Consider the following 18,597-nt stretch of genomic DNA (forward strand, 5'->3'; position numbering starts at 1 on the left):
AAGGTCTCTAGATCGGGGGATCGACACCCTCGTGACAGGGAACGGTGAGAAGCGTTGCGGCCAGCTGTTCGGCGTTCCGGCACGGGGTGGGCGGAGCGTGCCGGGCTAGGGCCGAGGTGTGGTAGAGCGGTCGGTAGCCGTAGCGCATCGGGTCGGAGGTGATGCCGGCGGCGGCGAGGCGCAGCGCGACCGGCTCGGCCTGGCCGGGGGTGGTGAACACGGCGGCGTAACCGTTGGGCTCGCCGTCGGCACGGATGGGAAATGGGCGAAGTCCGCGGACGCCAGCGAGGTGTTCGGTGACGGCGTTCAGGGTGGCGCGCCGGTGTTCGAGCCGGGTGGCGAGTCGGCTGAGTTGGGTGAGGCCGAGGGCGGCGGCAATGGCGTTGAGTTTGAGGTTGAGACCGAAGGTGGCGCCGAAGCTTTCGCCGGGCCGTTTGCCGATGTTGCGCATTTCGCTCAGACGCCGGGCGATGGCGGGGTTGGTGGTGAGGCAGAAGCCGCCTTCGCCGGTGCAGATGAGTTTGCGGTTGTGGGTGCTGAAGGTGCCGATGGTGGCGCGGGTGCCGGCGTAGCGGCCGGACACGATCGTGCCGTGGGCTTGGGCGGCGTCTTCGATGAGCGGGATACCCCAGGTGTGGCAGGCGTCGGCCAGGTCGGGGCCGTCGGCGGGATATCCCCACATGGGTACCGCGATAACGGCCCGGGTCCGTTCGGTGACCTTCGCGGCGATGTCGTCGAGGTCGAGCGCGAAGCTGGTCGGTGTGGCGGTGTCAGCGAAGACGGGGGTGGCGCCGACGGCGAGGATCGGCATGGCGGTCATGACCGGTGCGGTGGCCGCGACGATGACCTCGTCGCCGCTGGTGACGTTGACCGCGAGCAGGGCGAGGTGCAGTGCGGCGGTGCCGGACGAGCAGGCGACCGCGTGGTTGGTGCCGAACCAGTCCGCGAGGGCGGTCTCGTAGTCGGCGATCACGGATGCGGTGCCGGACAGGTCGCGGGTGTCGAGGACTGCGCGGATGGCGGCGTATTCGGTTGCGTCGATGATGACGTGTGCGGTGTCGAGCGCTGCATGTGTGTTCATGGTGTGCCAGCGGTTGGCATGAGTTGGTCCATGATCCGGTAGGTGGGCAGCAGGTCGGCCAGGCTCGGGGTGAACCGCCCGGTGGTGGCGACCGCGGTGCAGAAGGCGGCGAGTTCGCCGCCGAAGCCGGTGCGGTCGTAGCCGACGTCCAGTGGGCTGGGCCGCCAGTGGCTGCTGGTGCCCCGTTGATCCTGGCCGGTGTGGAGGGCGTGGGCGGCGGGTCCGGTGACGGTCAGGTCGGCGAGGCTGGTGAGGTTGGCGGTGATCCCGGTGGTGGTGCTGATCTCGATGCGGTGCTCGAAGCGCGGTGCCAGGTTGCCGCATTGCACGGTGCCGATGGTGCCGTTGGCGTGGTGAGTTTGGAGGCTGAACCAGGCCTGGTCGCCGGTCTGCCGGCAGGCCGGTTGGATGTCCACGGCGGGCGCGCCGGCCAGGCTGAGCAGCAGGTCGATCGGATGGATGGCCTGGGCGAGCAGGAAGCTGTCCCACAGCGGGAGGCCCCACATCGAGGTGGTGGGCTTGCTAGCCACATGCCGAACGCCAATCATCGACGCGCTGCTGGGCTGATCGCCGAGCAGGGTATGCAGCCGGCGTACCGGGGCGGCCCAGCGGAAGTTCATGCCCACCCCGGTGAGCACGCCACCGCCTTCGGCAGCGGCGGCCAGCTCGGCCAGCACCGCAGTGGAAGTCGCCGGCGGCTTTTCGACGAACACCGGGATGCCGGCGTCGATGGCGGCGGCCGCGATCTGTTCGTGGGCCTGGGGTGGGCAGACCGCGACCAGGCAGTCGACCAGCCCACTGTCCAGCAGTGGGGTGACGGAGGCCAGGCGGGCGGGTGCGCCGATGCGTGCGGCGAGTGCGTCCCGGCGGGCTTGGTCGGGATCGACGACGGCGCTGACGCGTGCGTGTGGTACCTGGAGCAGGGCTGGCACGAGGTGGGTGGTGGCCTGTTGTCCGGCGCCGACGATGCCGACGCGGACGGGTCTGGGTGGGGCTGACCGGTTGGCGGCGGCGTGGCTGTCGGGTGGCGCGACGAGGTCGATGCTCATGCGTGACTCCGAAACGACTGCGTTGGTCTGGGTCAGAAGGTGATGAGAGCGCGGACGCCGCGGTGGGCGCGGGTGTCGGCGAACGCGTCGTTGACCTCGGCCAGGGGGCGGCGGGAGGTGATCAGGTCCTGGGTGTGGAGTAGGCCGCGGAGGGCGAGGTCGGTGTAGCGGGGGATGTCGGCGCGGGTGCGGACGGATCCCATGACGGTGCCCGTGATGGTGCGGCCTTGGCGCAGCAGCCGTGCCGGCAGTGCGATGTCAGCGCCGGCGGGTGGCATGCCGAGGATGGTGGCGTGGCCGCCGGGTGCGAGGACGGCGACCGTCTGGGTGACGGTGGCTGGTGAGCCGACCGCCTCAACGGCGGTTTCTACGCCAGCGCCGCCGGTGGCGGCCAGGACTGCGGTGGCAGGGTCGTCGGTGGTGGGGTCGATGGTGTCGGTGGCGCCGAGCGTGGCGGCGAGCGCGCGGCGGTGGGGTTGGGGGTCGACGGCGATGATCTGGGCGGCGCCGGCGATGCGGGCGGCTTGGATCGCGCCGAGGCCGACACCGCCGCAGCCGAATATGGCCACCCGCCCGCCGGGGGCGGGGCGGGCGATGTTGAACACGGTGGACAGGCCGGTGGTGAGGCAGCAGGACAGCAGGGCGGCGGCCTCGAACGGTAGCGCGTCCGGGATGGGGATGAGGTTGTGGGCGTCGACGAGCATCAGGTCGGCGAGCGCGCTGACGCCAAGGTACTGCCGGCAGGGCCGGTCGTCGATGTGGAGCCGGTGCCGTTGCCGCTGCTTGGCGGTCGGGTCGGTGCAGTAGACCATCTGCCCGGACAGGCAGCGGCCGCATCGGCCGCAGAAGGTTTGGTCGCAGACGATGACCCGCTGCCCAGGGCTGATGCCGTGCACGTCCGGGCCGACGAGTTCGACGGTCCCGGCGGCTTCGTGGCCGAGGACGGTGGGTGTCGGGTAGGGGATCCGGCCGTCGGCGAAGTGCACGTCGGTGCCGCAGACGCCGGTGACCGCCGTGCGGACGAGGACCTCGCCGGCACCGGGGTCGGCGAGCGTGACCTGCTCGACGCGCAGCGGGTCGCCGGCGGTGCGCAGGACGGCGGCCGTTGCGGTATGGGCCATAACAGACTCCCCATGGGGTTTGATGTGGGAGGTGGTCAGCGGATGGTTTGGGTCAGGACGGTGGCGAGGGTGTCGCCGACCTGCTGCATGTAGTCGGCGGCCGGCACGTCCGGCACCTTGAGCAGCAGGGTTTGCCGGCGGGCGGCCTGGTAGTTCGGCAGCGCGTGCGGGTCCGGTGGACGCCAGCCGGTGTGCCGCACCTGCGGGAAGGCTTCGCGCAGCAGGGCCGGATCTTGCAGCAGTGGGCTGGACAGCCAGTCGTCGTACAGCGGCCGAACTGGCACCCCGGCAGCGGTACAGACGGCGAACAGCGCAGCCGGATCGGTGACCGGCTCGGTGACGATCAGCGGCGTGCCGTACCAGCCGCGGGTCGAGCCGTCAGCCATGAGAGGTGCCGTGATCGGGGCGGCGTGGGCGTGCAGGACGTCCAGCAGGTGGGCGAGGTTGGTTTCGCTGGCCGCCATCCGGTCTTCGAGGCGGCGAAGTTGCGCGGTGGCGATGGCGGCGGCCACGGCCGGCATGCGGGTCTTGTAGCCCAGACCAGTCGATGCCAGCGGTTGCAGGCTTGGGTCGGTGAGCTCGGCGGCCAGCCGGTGTGGGTGGTGGCCGAGCGTCAGTGCCCGCTCGTAGACGGTGCGGGAGTTGGTGGTCAGCACGCCGCCTTCCCCGGCGGAGACCGGTTTGCGTTCCATCAGGGAGAAGCAGCCGGCCGCACCCCAGGAGCCGACGGGTTGGCCGGCGTAGCGGGCGCCGTGGGCGTGCGAGCAGTCCTCCACGATCGGCACGCCGCTGACGGCGGTGGTCGCGGTGAGGGCGTCCATCCGGGCGGGAATGCCGAAGGCGTGGGTCACCAGCACCGCGCTCGCCTGGCCGGCGGAGCCGACGGTGGTGGGGTTTAGGTTGACCCCGTCGGGCTCGACGTCGGCGAAGATCGGGAAACTGCCGGAGTGGAACGCGACCAGGATTGCTGAGATCCACGTCAGGGGCGAGGTGACCACGCCGGCGTCGGGGTGGGCGCCGACGCCGCGCAGGGCGCCGTGCAGCGCGGCGGTTCCGGAGGCGAACGACAGCGCATACCGGGTGTTGGTGAGGGCGGCGAACGCGTCTTCGAGCGCGCCGATCGCCGGCCCTCGGCTGGTGTCCGACAGCCGGCCGGCCTCCAGCAGGTCCCGCACGGCCGCTTGGTCGTCCGGCCCGTAGCGGGCACCCCGTGGGAACGGCAGCAAGTCGTGGGGTGCCGGGTTCGCGCTACGCATGACGGGTCGCCACCGGAACCGGGTGCTTGACGGCGAGGTTTGGGGTGCGGTGCAGGTGGGCGCCGCTGCCGCCGGCGGGGATGGGCGCGGACAGCCAGAAGATGCGCAGTTCGTCGGTGACGTCGATGATGTCGTGCTCGACGCTGGCCGGGGTGTAGACGATGTCACCCGCGATTACCTGATGGAGTTGGTCGCCGACGGCGATCGTGCCGGCGCCGGCGGCGATCAGCCAGAATTCGGCCATGTCGTGGTAGTGGCGGTCGAAGCGGGCGGTGCCGTCGGCGAGGATGACGAACAGCCCGGCCGAGGATGCGGGGCAGCCGTCGGGCCGGTTGCCGTCGTTGAGGCGGTCCCGTTGGGTGGTGCGGATCAACATGGCGGGCCTTCCTTGCGCGGGGGAGTGGTGGTGGGGTGATGCGGGGCTGGGTGGCGGGTTGCTTGCAGGACAGGTCGGCCAGGTCCGCCTGTAGTTGAGCGGTACGCAGCCTCAGCTGGGCTCGGTTCGCGTTGGTGATGTGTTGGGCGAGCATCGCGGCGGCGATTCGCACCCGGTACAGCGCCAGCCGCAGCCGGGTTGGGCGATCTGGTGGGGTGGTGAAGTAGCCGGTGTACAGGCCGTGGGTCAGCTCGGCCGGCTCCTGTAGTGACCAGCCGGCAAGGTCCGCGAGGGGGTCGCCGCCACGCACGCTTTCCAAGTCGACGATGCCGGTGATCCGGCCGTCGTTGACGATGACGTGCCGGGCGGTCCAGTCGCCGTGCAGCAGCACGGCCGGCACGCCAGCCAGCTCGGGCAAGTGGTGCCGCAGCGTTTGCCGCGCCTGCGCCCGCAGGGCGTGCATATCGGCGGTTGCGGTGGTGGGTAGTGGCGGGAGCTGGAGCAGCCAGCTGTGCAGGCAGGGGCGAAGGCCCACGCCGGCGGTGTCCAGGCGGCCGTAGCCGCGCACCGGCACGGTGTGGATGCGTCGCAGCAGCCGCCCGGCCTGCGCCGTCAGATCCGCGGGCGGGCCGTGGCCGGCGTGGTGCTGGTCCAGCGGGGTGCCGGGACAGCGGGTCTCGACCAGCAGCCGTCCGCGGTAGCCCAGCACGGTCGGTGCGGGCACGCCGACGGCGGCGAGTTGGGCGGCGGCCCAGGCAGCCACTCCGGAACGGACCCTGCTGGTCCTCGCGCCTTTGACGACCAGGTCCCGCCCGGCCACGGCAGTGGCGTAAACCTGGTTGTCCTCACCGGCGGCCAGCGGCACCAGAGCTGTGTGTGGTCCGGTCACGCCGGCGTCAGCCAGAAGCGTGGCCAGCTCGGCGTCCAGCGCGCCGCCTGCCCATGCGCTGGTCATGGTTGTGCCCGCGGGATGGGCGGAACGTCGGCTGGACGGCCGGTTGTTGCGGCGGTGAGGGTGGCCTGCAGCATCGCGACCGAACGCAGCGCGAGGGTCGGCCAGGGCGGCGCGGCACCGGCGGTCACGGCCTGCACCGTGTCGACCATGGCAGTGATGCACTGCTGGTATGCCGGCGTCCGGACGCTGGAGGGCTGCTCGGGCGGCTCCCACCGGGCGGCCAAGTCTGGCCCGTCGACCCGCCATGTGCCGACCGCCGTGGTGGCAAGGCCACGGCCGGTATAGCCGCCGCGATAACACAACACGGAACCATCGGCGAAGGCGACCGTGATCGCGGCCAAGCCGCAATGCGCGCCAAGGAACGGCAGGGGCACCTCGGTAGCGGTGACCTGTGCCGGGGCGGCGCTGACGAGGGCTTGGACCTGGTCGAAGGCGTGCACCGCCAGGTCGGTGGTAACCGGGAGCGGCTGGTCGCGGCGGAACCCCGGATTGGGCAGGTCGACCGCCACATCGGCGGTGACCGCGAGCGGCCCACGCCGCGCGGCGGTGACCTGGCGGGTGAACGCGAGGAACTCCGGGTCGCGGGCCCGGTTGTGCATCACCACCAACGCGCGGCGGTTGGCGCGGGCGAGTTCGGCGAGCTCGGCCGCCTCGGCCACGCGCAAGGCGAGGGGCTTCTCGGTCAGCACGTGCAGGTCGGCGGCGAGGGCTTCGCGGGACACCGCAGCGTGCGTTTGCGGCGGGGTCAGGTTGGCCACTAACTTGGCCTCGACTGCGGTACATGCCTGGCGCAGGCTGGTGGCCGGCACCGCCGCCGGGCAGCGGCGTGCCGCCAACTGTTCGGCACGGTCGAGGTCGGGATCGACCACCGCGGCCACCTCGACGCGCGGATCGGCGGTCAGGACCCGTGCCCACCGATCGGCGATCGCGCCACAGCCGACGATGACGACCTTCACGCCGCCGCTCCCATCCGGGTCGCGCGATGCTGGCGCACGATGGCTGCTGCCTGGTCGGCGACGGCGTCCGGGCCGGCGTCGGTGGCGACCGGTACCAGCTGCGGCACGAGCGGGTCACTGAAGTGCTCGGTGAAATAGCCGGCGAACGTCGAGTCGTAGAACAGCGGGGGCATGTTGACCCGCCGTGCAGCGCGGCGGGAACGCTCACCATCGCAGGCGTGCAGCAGCAGCGTCAGGTCCGGGACGACGATCGGATGCGCCAGGATGAGGGCACGGGCCGCCGCGTCGCAGTCGTAGCCGTGCAGCCGCCCCACGGCGTGGGCGTGGGCCAGCAGCGTGTCCACGGTGCGATCGAGGATGACCACCTGTCCCCGGCCGGCCGCGGCCAGCGCCGCTTCTCTACGCAGTGCTTCCACTGGCAGCAACACGGTCAGGGCGGCGAGCTGGGCCTCGGCGGTTTCCGAGTCCGGTGGCGGCAGCTGCGCCGGGTCCGGGGCGGCGTGGTAGTAGCAGGGCACCACGTGCGCGTCGAGGCGTCGCGCGAGGGCCCGGGCGAGGGTGGTCTTGCCGACGCAGCTGACACCCTCCAAACCGATGATCATTTCTGCTCCTTTCGGGCGGGACCGCGACGGTGAGTCTTGGGCGACAGCGGCAGACCCGTCGCCGAGGTGGCGGCGTCGACGATCGCGGCGACGGGGCCAAGGCTCTGGACCAGGTAGGCGGCGAAGATTTCGGCTGCATCGAGCGCGTGCGTAGCAGGGCCAGCGCGTCCGGCCTGCTGGGCGGCGAGGATCCGCACCGGGGCCACGCAGCCCAGCCACAGCGCGGCGGCGGCGAGGATCCGCGCCGGCGGCGTCGTGGTGCGGCGCACGATGGCGACCGCGCATGCGGCCGTCGCTGGGGTGGCCAGCAGCCAAGCCACGGCGCGATAGCCCGCCACACCGACCGCGATCGCATGCTCGGACGGTGTGCCGCGGCCGGCGCGGCGTGCGGCGCGTGCGCACGCCGGATAGTCCAGGTAGCTGCGAAACCACCGCCGGTGCGTGGCGATCAGGTCTTCAACGCGTTCCGGCGCCGGCGCCACCAACATCACAGGGGCGGAATGCACTGGGATGTTGGCCGTGGTCAGCTGGTAACCGAACGGCAGGTCGTCCAGGATCGTGTACTCGGGCAGCCCGCCGATGCGTCGGTGGACGTCGACGCGGACCAGCACGCCGTGCCCGACCGTCTGCGCCAAGCCCCGCCGCGCCGCATCGAGGGCGGTAAGGCCGGTGGGCCGCCGGACGGCTGCGGCGTAGCGGCGGAACGACGGGATCTCCCGGCGCAGTGTCCACAGTGTTTGGAGCCGGGCGGCACCGGAGCACAGGTGCCGCTGCCAGGCTTGGTCGGCGGCACCGCTGGTTTCGAAGCGAGCGGACTGCTGAACCACCTCTGGCGGCTGGCCGTCGGCGCGGTGGTGTACGGCGATGTATCCGAGGGTGCGGCGCAGCAGAGCCAAGTCGGGGCGGGAGTCCACGTCGTACAGCGCGATGTAGTCGTGATCTCGAGCGGTGTGCAGCTGCGCGACGGCGTAGTTGACCTGGGCGGCCTTGCGGCCCTCACCGCGATAATGCACATGACGGATCGCCGCGTCGGCCAGCTCCGGGCGCCGCAGCAGGTCCGCGACCACATCGCAGGTGAGCCGGCGGGCGGACAGCACAGACCGGACCACGGTGCCGCTCAGGCAGCCATCCGGGCCGGTCACATCCGCTTCGATCAGCTGACGAAGCTCGGCGGCAGTCAGGTGCGGGAACCGACGCGCCGTGATGTGTCGGCGGCGGCAGCGGGTCACAGCGTCGATCAGGTACTGGCGTTCGCGTTCCTCCCGCGCGGTAGTCACCACAGTCACCGTGGAGCCGGGCAACTCCGTTGTCAGTGCGGCGAACCAGCGCAGCGCGGCCTCGACATGGGCCTGTTCCCACAGCACCGGCACCACCATGTGCAGCGCGGGCCGCCGGTCGCCTGCCGCGTCGCACGGATCGATATCCGACCAGGGCTGTGTCAGGTAGTCCATGCTCTGCCGCAGCCGCCAGACGCCGACGGCGTGACGGCCAGCCGTGGCGGCCGCAGCCCACAGCCACGGATCCCGCCACCACGCCGCAGTCGACGGCCGGCGCGTCATCGCGCGCCGGCCAATACGCCCGTGGGCAGGAACCGCCGGTACAGCTGGCGCAGCGGAACCACCGCAAACTCGTCATGCCAAGGTTTGACCGGGCCGGCGAAGTGCAGCACCGCGGCGGTGTACTCGTCAGCGAGCAGGTCAGCCAGCGGCATGACCGGCTCGGCGGTGTGGTGAAAGAAGCCTGGCTGGGCGACCAGCGCCGACATGGCGAAGGTGTTCCAGCGCCGGTCCAGCCGCCGCCACCGGTCGTCCACGGCCACGTTGAGGGCGTCCTGGTCCCACAGCCGCACCTCGTCCGGCCAGTCGACCAGGAACCGGCGGGCCCGCTCGAAGACCCCCAACTCGGCGCAGGCGACCAGGTCCAGCAGCAACACTCCGGAGTTGAAATACTCCCGGCCGGCCGGCACGCCGATCCGCTCACAGCCCGGCAACGCGATCCCGGCACCGACGGTCGGGTTCTGCGGGTCCCGCACCGCCGCCAACGGGGCGCCCTCGAGCGGCTGGCGCAGCAACGGACCAAGGTCACCTAGGACCAAGGTGTCCGCGTCCAGGTACAGCACCACCGGCTCGTCGGTAACCACCTGCGGGATCGCCAAACGCAGATACACCGCCCGAGACGCCCACCCCGTCACCGGAAACCGAACCCCACGATCCACCGGCACCCGGCGCAGTTGGAGCTCCAGTTCCAGCCGCTCGCCGCACATCGCGAGGGCCCGGCAGCTCGAAGGGTTCAACCCACTGTGGAGCACGATCATCCGGGGACGCGTCATCGGGTCCGGGTGCGCGGCGGCGACCGAGGCCACCAGCGCACACAGCGGCACCACGTACGCGTCGTCGATACCGCACACGATCGGTACGCTCGGCGGCCGCTGTCCAGGGCGCACCATCTTGACCACCTCCCGGGATGAGCGGGTCAACATTTCGATGCCTCTATGGCACAGTGCGTACCCGAGAGAGGGCAGTGGGTGAGGACAGTGGATCGTGGTGTCCGGTTCACACGGGGTGTGAGTTCGCGGCAACGCTTCGCGCCGAGCCGGGCGGTCTCGTACGCTTCCGATGTGGGCGAGGCCAACGTGCTGGTAGAGGCGCTACTGACCCGCGCCGGCATCTCCCACGCCGGACTTGCCAAACAGCTCAACATCCGTGGCGCGGATCTGCGGCTGCGCTACGACCACGCCTCGGTCGCCCGCTGGGTCCGCGACCACGCCATCCCCCGCGACCCAGTCCCCGAGATGATCTGCGCCCTCATCGGCGAGCGGCTCGGCATCGATATCACGCTGGCCGACATCGGCATGCTGCGCGGCGGCGGCGCCTCCGACCGGCAGTCCTCATTGACTGGTGCCATCGACCGCGCCGCCGCGCTTTGGCACGGCGACGTCCGCGGCCGCACCCCAACCACGCTGCTCACCGGCGCCAAGGCCGCAGCCCCGATCTGGGAATGGGAGAACCCACCCGACGACGACCACATCGCCCGCCTCGGCGAACACCGCCTCGACCCGGTCGACGTCGCCATGCTGCGCCGTGCCCGTGGCCACTACCAGGAGATGTACCGCCGGGTCGGCGGCATGCCCGTCCGCGCCCGGATCACCGCCTTGCTCGCCGAACGCGCCGCGCCGCTGCTCCGCGCCGCCTACGACGACGATCTGGGCCGCCAGTTGTACCGGGCGGTCGGCGGGCTGGCCGCGCTCGCTGGCGTATGCGCCTACGACGCCAACCAGCAACCCCTCTCCCAGCGCCACCTGTTCACCGCCCTGCGCCTGGCTAAAGCGTCCGGTGACCGCCAGTTCGGCGCCTACATCGTGGCGCTGCTCGCCAACCAAGCGCTCTACCTCGACCAACGCCGCCTCGTCGTCCAATACGCCGAAAGCGCCCTACGCGCCGGCGGACCAAGCCTCAACCCCGCCCTGGCCACGGACCTACACGCGCTCGCCGGCAAGTCGTACGCGCGGATGGGCGATGCGCACGCCTGCCGTCCGCACCTGCGCAAGTCGGAATCCATCGCGGCCAAGCTCAACCAACGCCATGATCAGGACGAGGTCTCGTACGTCCACCCTGGACTGGTCGAAACCCAGGTCGCAGAAGCGTTGCGCCGTCTTGGTGACCTGAGCGCCGCACAGACCTACGCCGAGGAATCGGTTCGCACGGCTGGCGCCACCCACCTACGCGGCCAGGTGCACCGCAATGCCGGCCTCGCGCTCATCCTCGCCGCCCGCGGCGACCTCGACCGAAGTGTCCACGTCGCCGGTCACATGCTCGACCGCGCCGACGGCATGGAATCCGGCCGAATCCACGACCGGATCCAGCATGTAACCCGTGTCCTGCGCCCGCATGCCGCCGAGTCCAACGTCGCAGCGTTCATCGAACGGGCCGACGACCACCTGCACCTGAAAGGAATCTGATGCGCTGGACCGTACACGGCGAAAGCGACCTTTACCGCGACCAATGGGTCCACGTCGCGACCGCCGACGTCGAGCTACCCGGCGGGCGGCACCTCGACCACCGGATCATCCGCACCTCTGCCCCAGGAGCTGGCATCGTGGTCGTCGACGGCGACCGTGTGCTGCTGATGTGGCGACACCGATTCATCACCGACACCTACGGCTGGGAAATCCCGCACGGCAGCATCAGGCAGGGCGAGAAGCCCGCCGACGCAGCTGCCCGCGAGGCGGAAGAAGAGACCGGCTGGCGGCCTTTGCCACCCATCCGCCCTTTTGTCTACACCCAACCGTCACCCGGCCTGATGACCTCCGAGCACCACATCTTCCGCTCCGACTCGGCAACCTACATCGGCCCACCCAAAGACGCCTTCGAAAGTGACAAGATCGAGTGGATCCCATTCGACGAAATCCGGCCCCTAATCGATAAACAACACATCGTGGCGGGCACCACCCTCGTCGCCTTGCTCTACCTCCTCATAAACCGGTAGCCGAGGACATCGTCCTACGGTTCGGCTTCGAGTACCTCTATGGCATCGCCAAATTACGCCGCAATGCCATTCAACACAGCCTCGCCCTTGGTGGTGGCGAGCGATGGGTGCCGATGACGCCGCTTTGACGTATGCATGCACACCGAGCACCAATAGGCCGGGAGCACGTCGGCTGGCGGAGCCGAGCCGTCAAACCAGCGGTGCCGTGCGATCGGGCGCCCGAACGCGAAGCCAACGGTCCTCGCGTGAGTGCGGCCCTTCACGCGCGGTGTGAAGACGGCCTTACGCTCAAGCGCGACGCCTCCACGGTGAGCGGCGCATGGGTTTCGTTGAGTTGCAGCTGGTCGTCGAACCGCCAACGCCGTCTCGACCGGGACCCGCCACGTCTCGGCGTGGTTCGCTCGCCGGCATCGACTGTCGTCGGCGTACCTTTACCTCAGCGGTGTTCTGCTCATAGGACCGCTCCGAACCTTGGTTTTCGCGCGCCTGGGCTTGGGCCTATCTGCCTGGTTCAATTCAGCCAGCCTCGTCATGACTGCTACTGGTGGGTGTGTCTCCGGTAAGGCGGTGTATTTCCTTGTCTTCCAAGCGGTAGAATACTTTGCCCGAACGTGGCGAAGCGTAGAAGGCTGCGTAAAAGCCTTGCGCATCCCTGTTGTCGAGTTCGGTCATCCACTCGACGCGGCTGCATTCCTTTGCGATGGCGATCCTTCCGATCTCCTGCATCAGAAGCTTTCCGACACCTTGCCCGCGGCGGTCCTGTCGTACGTAGAGTTCCTTCAGAAAAAGCGAACAGGTGAGCCCCTTCGCCGGCCACAAGAACGAGTATGAGGCGAGCCCAACCAGTTCGCCGCCATCGTGGCACAGCAGTGCGTGAGCGACCGACGATTCACCGAAGAGCATGGCCGTGATCGCTGAGATGCGTTTCTCGATGGGGTCAAATTCCGTGCTGCCGTAGAAACGATCCATTTCCTCCAGCAGGTCGGCGATAGCGCCCGAATCGCTGGCCTTGGCCGGCTTTATGGATAGCACTACGGTTTCACCTTTCCTTGGGGATGAGCGGTCATGAGGAGTTCACGTAGGTCGCGTGCCGGTTCAATCTGCCTCTGCCGAGGCGTCAGTTGAGCCAACAGTCGATGCCCCCGCGCGACGATCATCTCGCTGCGCTGTTCATGTGCCAAACCGAGGAGCAGGTCTACGGCGATTGACATGGCGCTGGCGATGTCGCCGTCGTGCACCAGACAGGTCGCGCGGTCGAACCGGACCAGGGACCGGTCCAGGTAGTCACTGTCCGGATATAGCTCAAGAGCTCGTTGTTGAGCGGCCCAGGCCGACGCGGTGTCGCGTAGATGCGTGTAGGCGTTGCCCTCGTGAAACCTGAGCTGCGCCTCGTTGTAGCTGAACGCCGATGGGGTGTCCGCGTCCGGGTCGAGGTGCTCAAGCGCGAGCTGGGCGCGTTGGAGAGTGTCGCAGGCATCGGTGTGCCGGCCGAGGGCCGCATGCGCACGGGCCTCCAGGGTGGCAGCGAGGACACTGCCCACACAGATCTTCCGGCCGGCTACCGCCTGCGCGGCCTGTGCCGCATGAAGTGCTGCGTGCAGGTTGCCGCTGTAGTAGTCGGCATACGCCTGTTGCGCTCGCACCCACGTCCTTGTGGCCGGGTCGCCTGCCTCGTCCGCAGCGTTACGGGCAACGCGGGCCCAATGGCGGGCCTCGGCATTCTCGTTCAGCTCCAGCAGGGTCAAGCTCACAAGTCCTGCCATCTGGGCTGCCACCACCGTGAGACGACGGAGCGTGGACAACGTGTGCGGCCTTGCTATGCGCTCCTGGAGCTCCCCGAAATCGACTGACAAGTCCGCCAGCAGACGCGCGGGCGGCTGGTACCGCGTCGCTTGGCCATGAGTAACGACGGCCTGCTCCCAGTCATCGAGGGCAACCGCCGTCATCGCACCCTCACCCACCAAGCTGCCCACTCCATGTCGCAAGCGCACCAGCCGGTCCATCAGCGATAGGCCATCCTCACCGGCCGAATCAACCGGGCCAGGATCGCCCGACGGATCCGGAAGCCAAGAGTTCTGAGCACGTCGCGCCAACGCTAAGCGTGAATGCAGCCGAGAAGACGCGGCTGGCACCGCTGTGTGGTCGGTGGCGTAGCCGAGTTTGATGATGTTGGTGTGGAAGAGGCGGGCTATGCGGTCGAGATAGTCGTCGTCGGGGCGGTAGGTGCCGGCTTCCCATTGGTGCCATGAGCGCTGGGTGATGCCGCGTTTGGGGAGTTGGTGTTGGTTGGAGAGTGCGTCGAGGGCGGTGGTTGCTTGTTTGGGTGTCCAGCCCCAGGCGAGGCGGTGGGCTTTGAGGGGTGGGTGGCCGCAGTGTTCGTGGATGGTGTGGGCGATGTGGTGTAGGAGGGTGGGGTCGGGTTCGGTGGGGTCGCCAGCGGCGAGTAGCTCACGGACGCGAATGCTGCTCGCGCACGTGAGTTCGTGCGGCATTGGCTGGCCGTCGGCCGCCGTCGCTCGTGTCATCCGGGCCCGACTTTCGGATCTTCGCATGCCATCGTGATGCAGGCATTGTAGAGGTCCAGGGGCTCCCTCGGCGCCTACGGAAGCGACACTTCTCGAATTGGTGGAGTGCCTTCCACGTGGAATGGGCAGCTCTCAGTTTTGAATTCCTGCCATATCCATCACGATCTGAACTCAGCGAGATCCGTCCAGCCATGTGACTCCACCTCAAGGGTCTTGGCGTGATCGGTGAGTGCACACATGCCGTCAATGGATGCGAGATCGCGTGTGGCCTAACGCGGGTGTGAGCGCTTGCGAAGGGTCGAGGCTGTCCTCCTGTGTGACCCGGAGGGCATGGCGGACACGGTCGGCGATGAAGAGGCGAGGTCCTGACATGCAAGGGCAAGGCCGGAACCTATTGGCGCCCGGTGTGCTGCTGCCGCATTCGTCGGTGCAGGCGACCGAGGTGTCACGGCCGGGTGCGGCCCGGGTCTACGACTACTTCCTGGGTGGGATGCACAACTTTGCTGTGGATCGGCGGATGGCTGACCAGGTGTTGGCGGTGGCGCCGTGGGTTCGGGACGTCGCTCATGCCAATCGGCGGTTCCTCAGGCGGGTGGTCGAGTATCTGGTCGCTGAGGCGGGCGTCAGACAGTTCCTCGACCTCGGTTCCGGCATCCCTACTGTCGGCAACGTTCACGAGATCGCTCAACGCCGTGCACGGGATGCGCGGGTGGTGTACGTGGACGTCGATCCGGTGGCGGTGGCGTACAGCCGGGAGTTGCTGGAGGGCGACGACCGCACGCTGGTGGTCCAGGCGGATCTGCGCGATGCGGAAGTGGTGCTGGACCGCGCGGGGGAACTGCTCGACCTTTCACAGCCGGTCGCGGTGTTGATGGTGAGCGTGCTGCTGTTTGTGCATGACGACTGTCAGCCGTTCGAGCTGGTACGTCGGTACCTGGGTCCGTTGACGAGTGGGAGCTATCTCGGCATTTCACATGTGACCGACGAGCACGCCGCTGGGGCCCTTCGCGCCCAGACCGAGGCGGTGACGGCGGCGTACGCCGCTGCGGGTACCCCGATCGTGGCCCGCACCCACGAACAGATAGCGGGCTTCTTCGCTGGGCTGGAACTGATGGAGCCGGGCGTCGTTGCTCTGGACGAATGGCGCGACGGCCCTGACACAGGGCTGGCCGATCCCGCCATCGCGGCGCTCAGCCTTGGCGCGGTGGCCCGCAAACCGTTGTCAGCCTGGCAGGCATCTTCGCGGGCCGAGCAGGCGTGAACGTGGCAGCGGTGACGATGCAGGTGCCGTCACATGCGGCGACCGGTTCGCGCGGTGGACTTGGAGTACGGCGGTCGGGTTGGCTGCGTCGGCGTCGGATCCGTTCGAAGCTGGCGATCCTGTTGCTGCTGCCTGTGTTGGCGGTCGTTGGGTTGACTGGGCTTACGGTGGCGGGTGCGGCGGGCCGGGCGGCGGACGCGGACCGGTCTCGTGAGCTGGTCGCCTTGGGGGCACGGCGGCTCGGTTGGCGGCTGCGTTGCAGCGTGAGCGGGTGTCGGCGGCGGTGTTGTTCGTCGAGCCGGGGCTGGCGTCGACGGCGAGGTTCGCGCGGGACGGTGCGGCCACGGATGTGGTGGTGGCGCAGTTCCGTGCCGAGCTGGGCCAGGTTGATGTGCCGGCGGGCGTTGCGCCTTTGATGGCGCGGGTGCAGGTCGAGCTCGCAGGGCTGGCTGCGTTGCGGGAGCAGGTGACGAGTGCGCCTGGTGCTGTGTTGAGCGTGGTCGCGTTCTCTTATCGGGCGGTGATCGCGGATCTGGTCGCTTACCGGCAAGGGCTTGGGCAGGTGGGGGTTTCGGCGTCAACGGCGAACGGGTTGCGGGCGGCGGCGGCGTTGTCGCAGGCGATCGAGTCGCTCGGGCAGGTCCAGGTGGCGGCGGTGCGGTCGGTGGAGGCGGGCCGCGTGACGCCGGCGGGGCAGCAGGAGATCGTGGCGGCCAGCACCGGCCTGTCGGAGGCGTTGCAGACGTTCAGCGGCTTGGGTTTGCCGCGGTGGGTGGGTTTGGTGAACGGCCGGCTCAGCGCCGGGGCAGAGGTGTTGCGGTCGGAACGGCTGCTGGGGTTGGTCACCCGAGCCCAGCCCGGGCAGCGGCCGAGTTTGGGTGCCAGCGCCGGGGGTTTCGTGGCTGCGATGCAGGTCCGGGTTGACGCGATGCACACGGCGGAGGCGGAGATCGACCGAGAGCTGCTGGCCGTGGTCGGCGCTGAGCGGGATGCGCAGCGCCGGACGGTGGTTGCCACCCTCGCGGTGGTCGCGGGGTTGCTGTTGGTGGTTGTGGTGGCGGGTTGGTGGGTGGCGGCGTCGTTGGCTGGCTCGCTGCGGCGGTTGCAGGGCGGGGCGCGGCTAGTGGCTGAGCAGCGGCTGCCGCAGATGCTGGGCCGGGTGAGCGCGGACAGCGACGAGGCGGCTGTCGCGGTGTTGGTTGCGGAGGCGGCAGCGCCTATCCCGGTGGACGGTTCGGATGAGGTTGGTCAGGTCGCGGCCGCGTTCAATGCGGTCACAGTGTCGGCGGTGCGGTTGGCGGCGGAGCAGGCGCGGCTGCGTGCGGTGATCGGCGCGATGTTCCTGTCGCTGTCGCGGCGGCTGCAGAAGCGGTCGGACCGGATGATGGCCAGCCTGGACGGGCTGGAGCGGGGTGAGGAAGATCCGGGGCGGCTGGAGAAGCTGTTCGAGCTGGACCACACCGCGACCCTGATTAAGAGGCTGATCGCGAACCTGCAGGTGTTGGCCGGCGGTCAGGCCGGTCGGCCGCGGGAGGCGCTGATCGGGCTGCCGGAGGTGTTGCAGGCCGCCGGGCAGGGGATCGACGCCTACCGGCAGGTCCACCAGATCGGGGTGGACGACACCGTCCACATCAGAGGGCATGTGGTCGAGGACCTGATCCACCTGCTGACCGAGTTGATCGACAACGCTGCGCAAGCCTCACCGCCGGACAGTGCGGTGTTGGTGGAGGCCCGCCGGGTCGGGGACCTGCTGCATATCCAGGTACAGGACGACGGCGTCGGCATGACGGCCGAGGCTTTGGAAGCCTTCCGGGAGCGTCTGGCTCAGCCGCGCGTGCTGGACCTACAGGCGACGCAGAGGATGGGGCTGCCGGTGGTCGGCACCATCGCCGCGCGGCTGGGTATCCAGGTCGAGGTCAGGTCGGTGGTGCGGCAGGGTACCCGCATCGACTTGACCGTTCCAGCCCAGTTGTTCGAACACCGGCCAGTCATCGCCGAGATTGCCCTCCCGCCGTCGGCGGCGCCTTCGGCCGCGGCCGGTCCGCCTGCGTCCCGGCCCGCCCTACCGCCCGCGGCGGCGCCGGCACCGCTGCCGGATGGCCCGTGGGCGGGTGCCGGTGCGACGTGGACCACGCCGGCGGTACCGCCGTGGATTTACCACGAGATGACTGGTTCGGCCGCCAGCGACCCGGCGGTGTCTTGGTTCGAATCCAGAAGCGACGGCGGCGGGCCGGCGGCTGCCGGCCGGGGCGAGCGTGTCGGTGTGGCCGCGGCTGCGAGCGAGGCGGTGTGGAACACCCCAACCCGGCCGGTGGCGGCGGTGACGCGGACCGCGTCGGGCTTGCCGGTCCGGCGTCCCGGAGCCCTGGCGTATGCACCGCTACCGCCGCAGCAGCCGGCCAGCGAGACGTCGCCGCGCGATGCGGACCTGGTGCGGGCGCGGATGGCGGCGATGCGAGGCGGGCTGCTTCGGGCTGGACGAACGCATCACCTGATGAGGAGCAACGAGCGATGACGCAGCAAGCGATAACGACCCCGCCGCGTGACTGGGGATACCTGCTGGACGGTTTGTGCACAGTGGACGGGATCAGCCACGCGTTGGCGGTGGCCGGCGATGGTCTGCTGATCGCCGCGAACCGGGACCTGCCCGGCGGGATCGTCGACCAGTTGGCGGCGACGGCCTCCGGGCTGGCGTCGTTGACCACCGGCGCTTCGACGTTGATGAACGCTGGCGGGGTGGAGCACACGGTGGTCGAGATGGCCGCCGGGGTGGTGATTGTGATGGCGATCGGGGACGGCTCCCAGCTGACCGTGCTGGCCGACAAGCGCGCCGACCTGGGCCAGGTCATGTACGAGATGGTCAGCTTGATCAACAGGGCTGGTGCTGTGCTGACCCCGGCACCGCGACCACCCCTGACGCCGTGACCGGC

17 protein-coding genes are annotated in these 18,597 nt (G+C 69.5%); 5 read left to right on the plus strand and 12 right to left on the minus strand.

What is annotated here, in order from left to right:
- Positions 1-7: 7 nt before the first annotated feature.
- The 10 genes from Phou_RS29980 to Phou_RS30020 form a co-directional block, all read right to left on the minus strand.
- Positions 8-1,081: a DegT/DnrJ/EryC1/StrS family aminotransferase gene (locus tag Phou_RS29980; RefSeq protein ID WP_173062001.1), complete on the minus strand. Its 1,074-nt coding sequence runs from the start codon at positions 1,079-1,081 to the stop codon at positions 8-10.
- Positions 1,078-2,130: a Gfo/Idh/MocA family protein gene (locus Phou_RS29985; RefSeq protein ID WP_173062004.1), complete on the minus strand. Its 1,053-nt coding sequence runs from the start codon at positions 2,128-2,130 to the stop codon at positions 1,078-1,080. The genes Phou_RS29980 and Phou_RS29985 overlap by 4 nt, the downstream gene beginning before the upstream one ends.
- A gap of 32 nt (positions 2,131-2,162) precedes the next feature.
- Positions 2,163-3,251, minus strand: coding sequence for a zinc-binding dehydrogenase (locus Phou_RS29990; protein ID WP_173062007.1), 1,089 nt, complete (start codon positions 3,249-3,251; stop codon positions 2,163-2,165).
- Positions 3,252-3,286: 35 nt separating this feature from the next.
- Positions 3,287-4,507, minus strand: coding sequence for a DegT/DnrJ/EryC1/StrS family aminotransferase (locus Phou_RS29995; protein ID WP_173062009.1), 1,221 nt, complete (start codon positions 4,505-4,507; stop codon positions 3,287-3,289).
- Complete coding sequence (locus Phou_RS30000) at positions 4,500-4,751, minus strand: cupin domain-containing protein (RefSeq protein WP_246273951.1); 252 nt, start codon at positions 4,749-4,751, stop codon at positions 4,500-4,502. Before Phou_RS30000 ends, Phou_RS29995 begins: the two co-directional genes overlap by 8 nt.
- Entirely contained in the window at positions 4,672-5,838 is a 1,167-nt protein-coding gene (locus Phou_RS53190) for a phosphotransferase family protein (protein ID WP_246273952.1), read from the minus strand. Before Phou_RS53190 ends, Phou_RS30000 begins: the two co-directional genes overlap by 80 nt.
- Entirely contained in the window at positions 5,835-6,794 is a 960-nt protein-coding gene (locus tag Phou_RS30005; RefSeq protein WP_173062013.1) for a Gfo/Idh/MocA family protein, read from the minus strand. The genes Phou_RS53190 and Phou_RS30005 overlap by 4 nt, the downstream gene beginning before the upstream one ends.
- Entirely contained in the window at positions 6,791-7,396 is a 606-nt protein-coding gene (locus Phou_RS30010) for an AAA family ATPase (RefSeq protein WP_173062015.1), read from the minus strand. Before Phou_RS30010 ends, Phou_RS30005 begins: the two co-directional genes overlap by 4 nt.
- On the minus strand, positions 7,393-8,847 hold the full coding sequence (locus tag Phou_RS30015) for a glycosyltransferase family protein (RefSeq protein WP_173062017.1): 1,455 nt from the start codon (positions 8,845-8,847) through the stop codon (positions 7,393-7,395). The genes Phou_RS30010 and Phou_RS30015 overlap by 4 nt, the downstream gene beginning before the upstream one ends.
- Positions 8,848-8,951: 104 nt before the next feature.
- Positions 8,952-9,842, minus strand: coding sequence for a glycosyltransferase family 8 protein (locus Phou_RS30020; RefSeq protein ID WP_173062019.1), 891 nt, complete (start codon positions 9,840-9,842; stop codon positions 8,952-8,954).
- A 171-nt stretch (positions 9,843-10,013) separates the two neighbouring features.
- On the opposite strand from Phou_RS30020, the gene Phou_RS30025 reads away from it, so the two are divergent.
- Together Phou_RS30025 and Phou_RS30030 are read left to right on the plus strand one after the other, a co-directional pair.
- A complete protein-coding gene (locus Phou_RS30025; RefSeq protein WP_173062021.1) occupies positions 10,014-11,354 on the plus strand; it encodes an NsdA family TPR-like regulatory protein in 1,341 nt (446 codons plus the stop codon).
- The gene (locus Phou_RS30030; protein WP_173062023.1) at positions 11,354-11,881 is read left to right on the plus strand and encodes an NUDIX domain-containing protein; all 528 of its coding nucleotides are present in this window, start codon (positions 11,354-11,356) and stop codon (positions 11,879-11,881) included. The genes Phou_RS30025 and Phou_RS30030 overlap by 1 nt, the downstream gene beginning before the upstream one ends.
- A gap of 516 nt (positions 11,882-12,397) precedes the next feature.
- Here the strand turns inward: Phou_RS30030 and Phou_RS30035 are convergent.
- Both Phou_RS30035 and Phou_RS30040 read right to left on the minus strand, forming a co-directional pair.
- The gene (locus tag Phou_RS30035) at positions 12,398-12,913 is read right to left on the minus strand and encodes a GNAT family N-acetyltransferase (protein WP_246273953.1); all 516 of its coding nucleotides are present in this window, start codon (positions 12,911-12,913) and stop codon (positions 12,398-12,400) included.
- Complete coding sequence (locus Phou_RS30040; RefSeq protein WP_173062025.1) at positions 12,913-14,406, minus strand: helix-turn-helix transcriptional regulator; 1,494 nt, start codon at positions 14,404-14,406, stop codon at positions 12,913-12,915. The genes Phou_RS30035 and Phou_RS30040 overlap by 1 nt, the downstream gene beginning before the upstream one ends.
- 406 nt (positions 14,407-14,812) lie before the next feature.
- On the opposite strand from Phou_RS30040, the gene Phou_RS30045 reads away from it, so the two are divergent.
- The 3 genes from Phou_RS30045 (at position 14,813) to Phou_RS30055 (ending at position 18,592) form a co-directional block, all read left to right on the plus strand.
- Positions 14,813-15,667: an SAM-dependent methyltransferase gene (locus Phou_RS30045; RefSeq protein WP_246273954.1), complete on the plus strand. Its 855-nt coding sequence runs from the start codon at positions 14,813-14,815 to the stop codon at positions 15,665-15,667.
- A 256-nt stretch (positions 15,668-15,923) separates the two neighbouring features.
- Positions 15,924-18,182, plus strand: coding sequence for a sensor histidine kinase (locus Phou_RS30050; protein ID WP_281365125.1), 2,259 nt, complete (start codon positions 15,924-15,926; stop codon positions 18,180-18,182).
- The gene (locus Phou_RS30055) at positions 18,179-18,592 is read left to right on the plus strand and encodes a roadblock/LC7 domain-containing protein (protein ID WP_173062031.1); all 414 of its coding nucleotides are present in this window, start codon (positions 18,179-18,181) and stop codon (positions 18,590-18,592) included. Before Phou_RS30050 ends, Phou_RS30055 begins: the two co-directional genes overlap by 4 nt.
- Positions 18,593-18,597: the final 5 nt, after the last annotated feature.

Origin of the sequence: Phytohabitans houttuyneae (genome assembly GCF_011764425.1) — a bacterium.
Taxonomy (GTDB): Bacteria; Actinomycetota; Actinomycetes; order Mycobacteriales; family Micromonosporaceae; genus Phytohabitans; species Phytohabitans houttuyneae.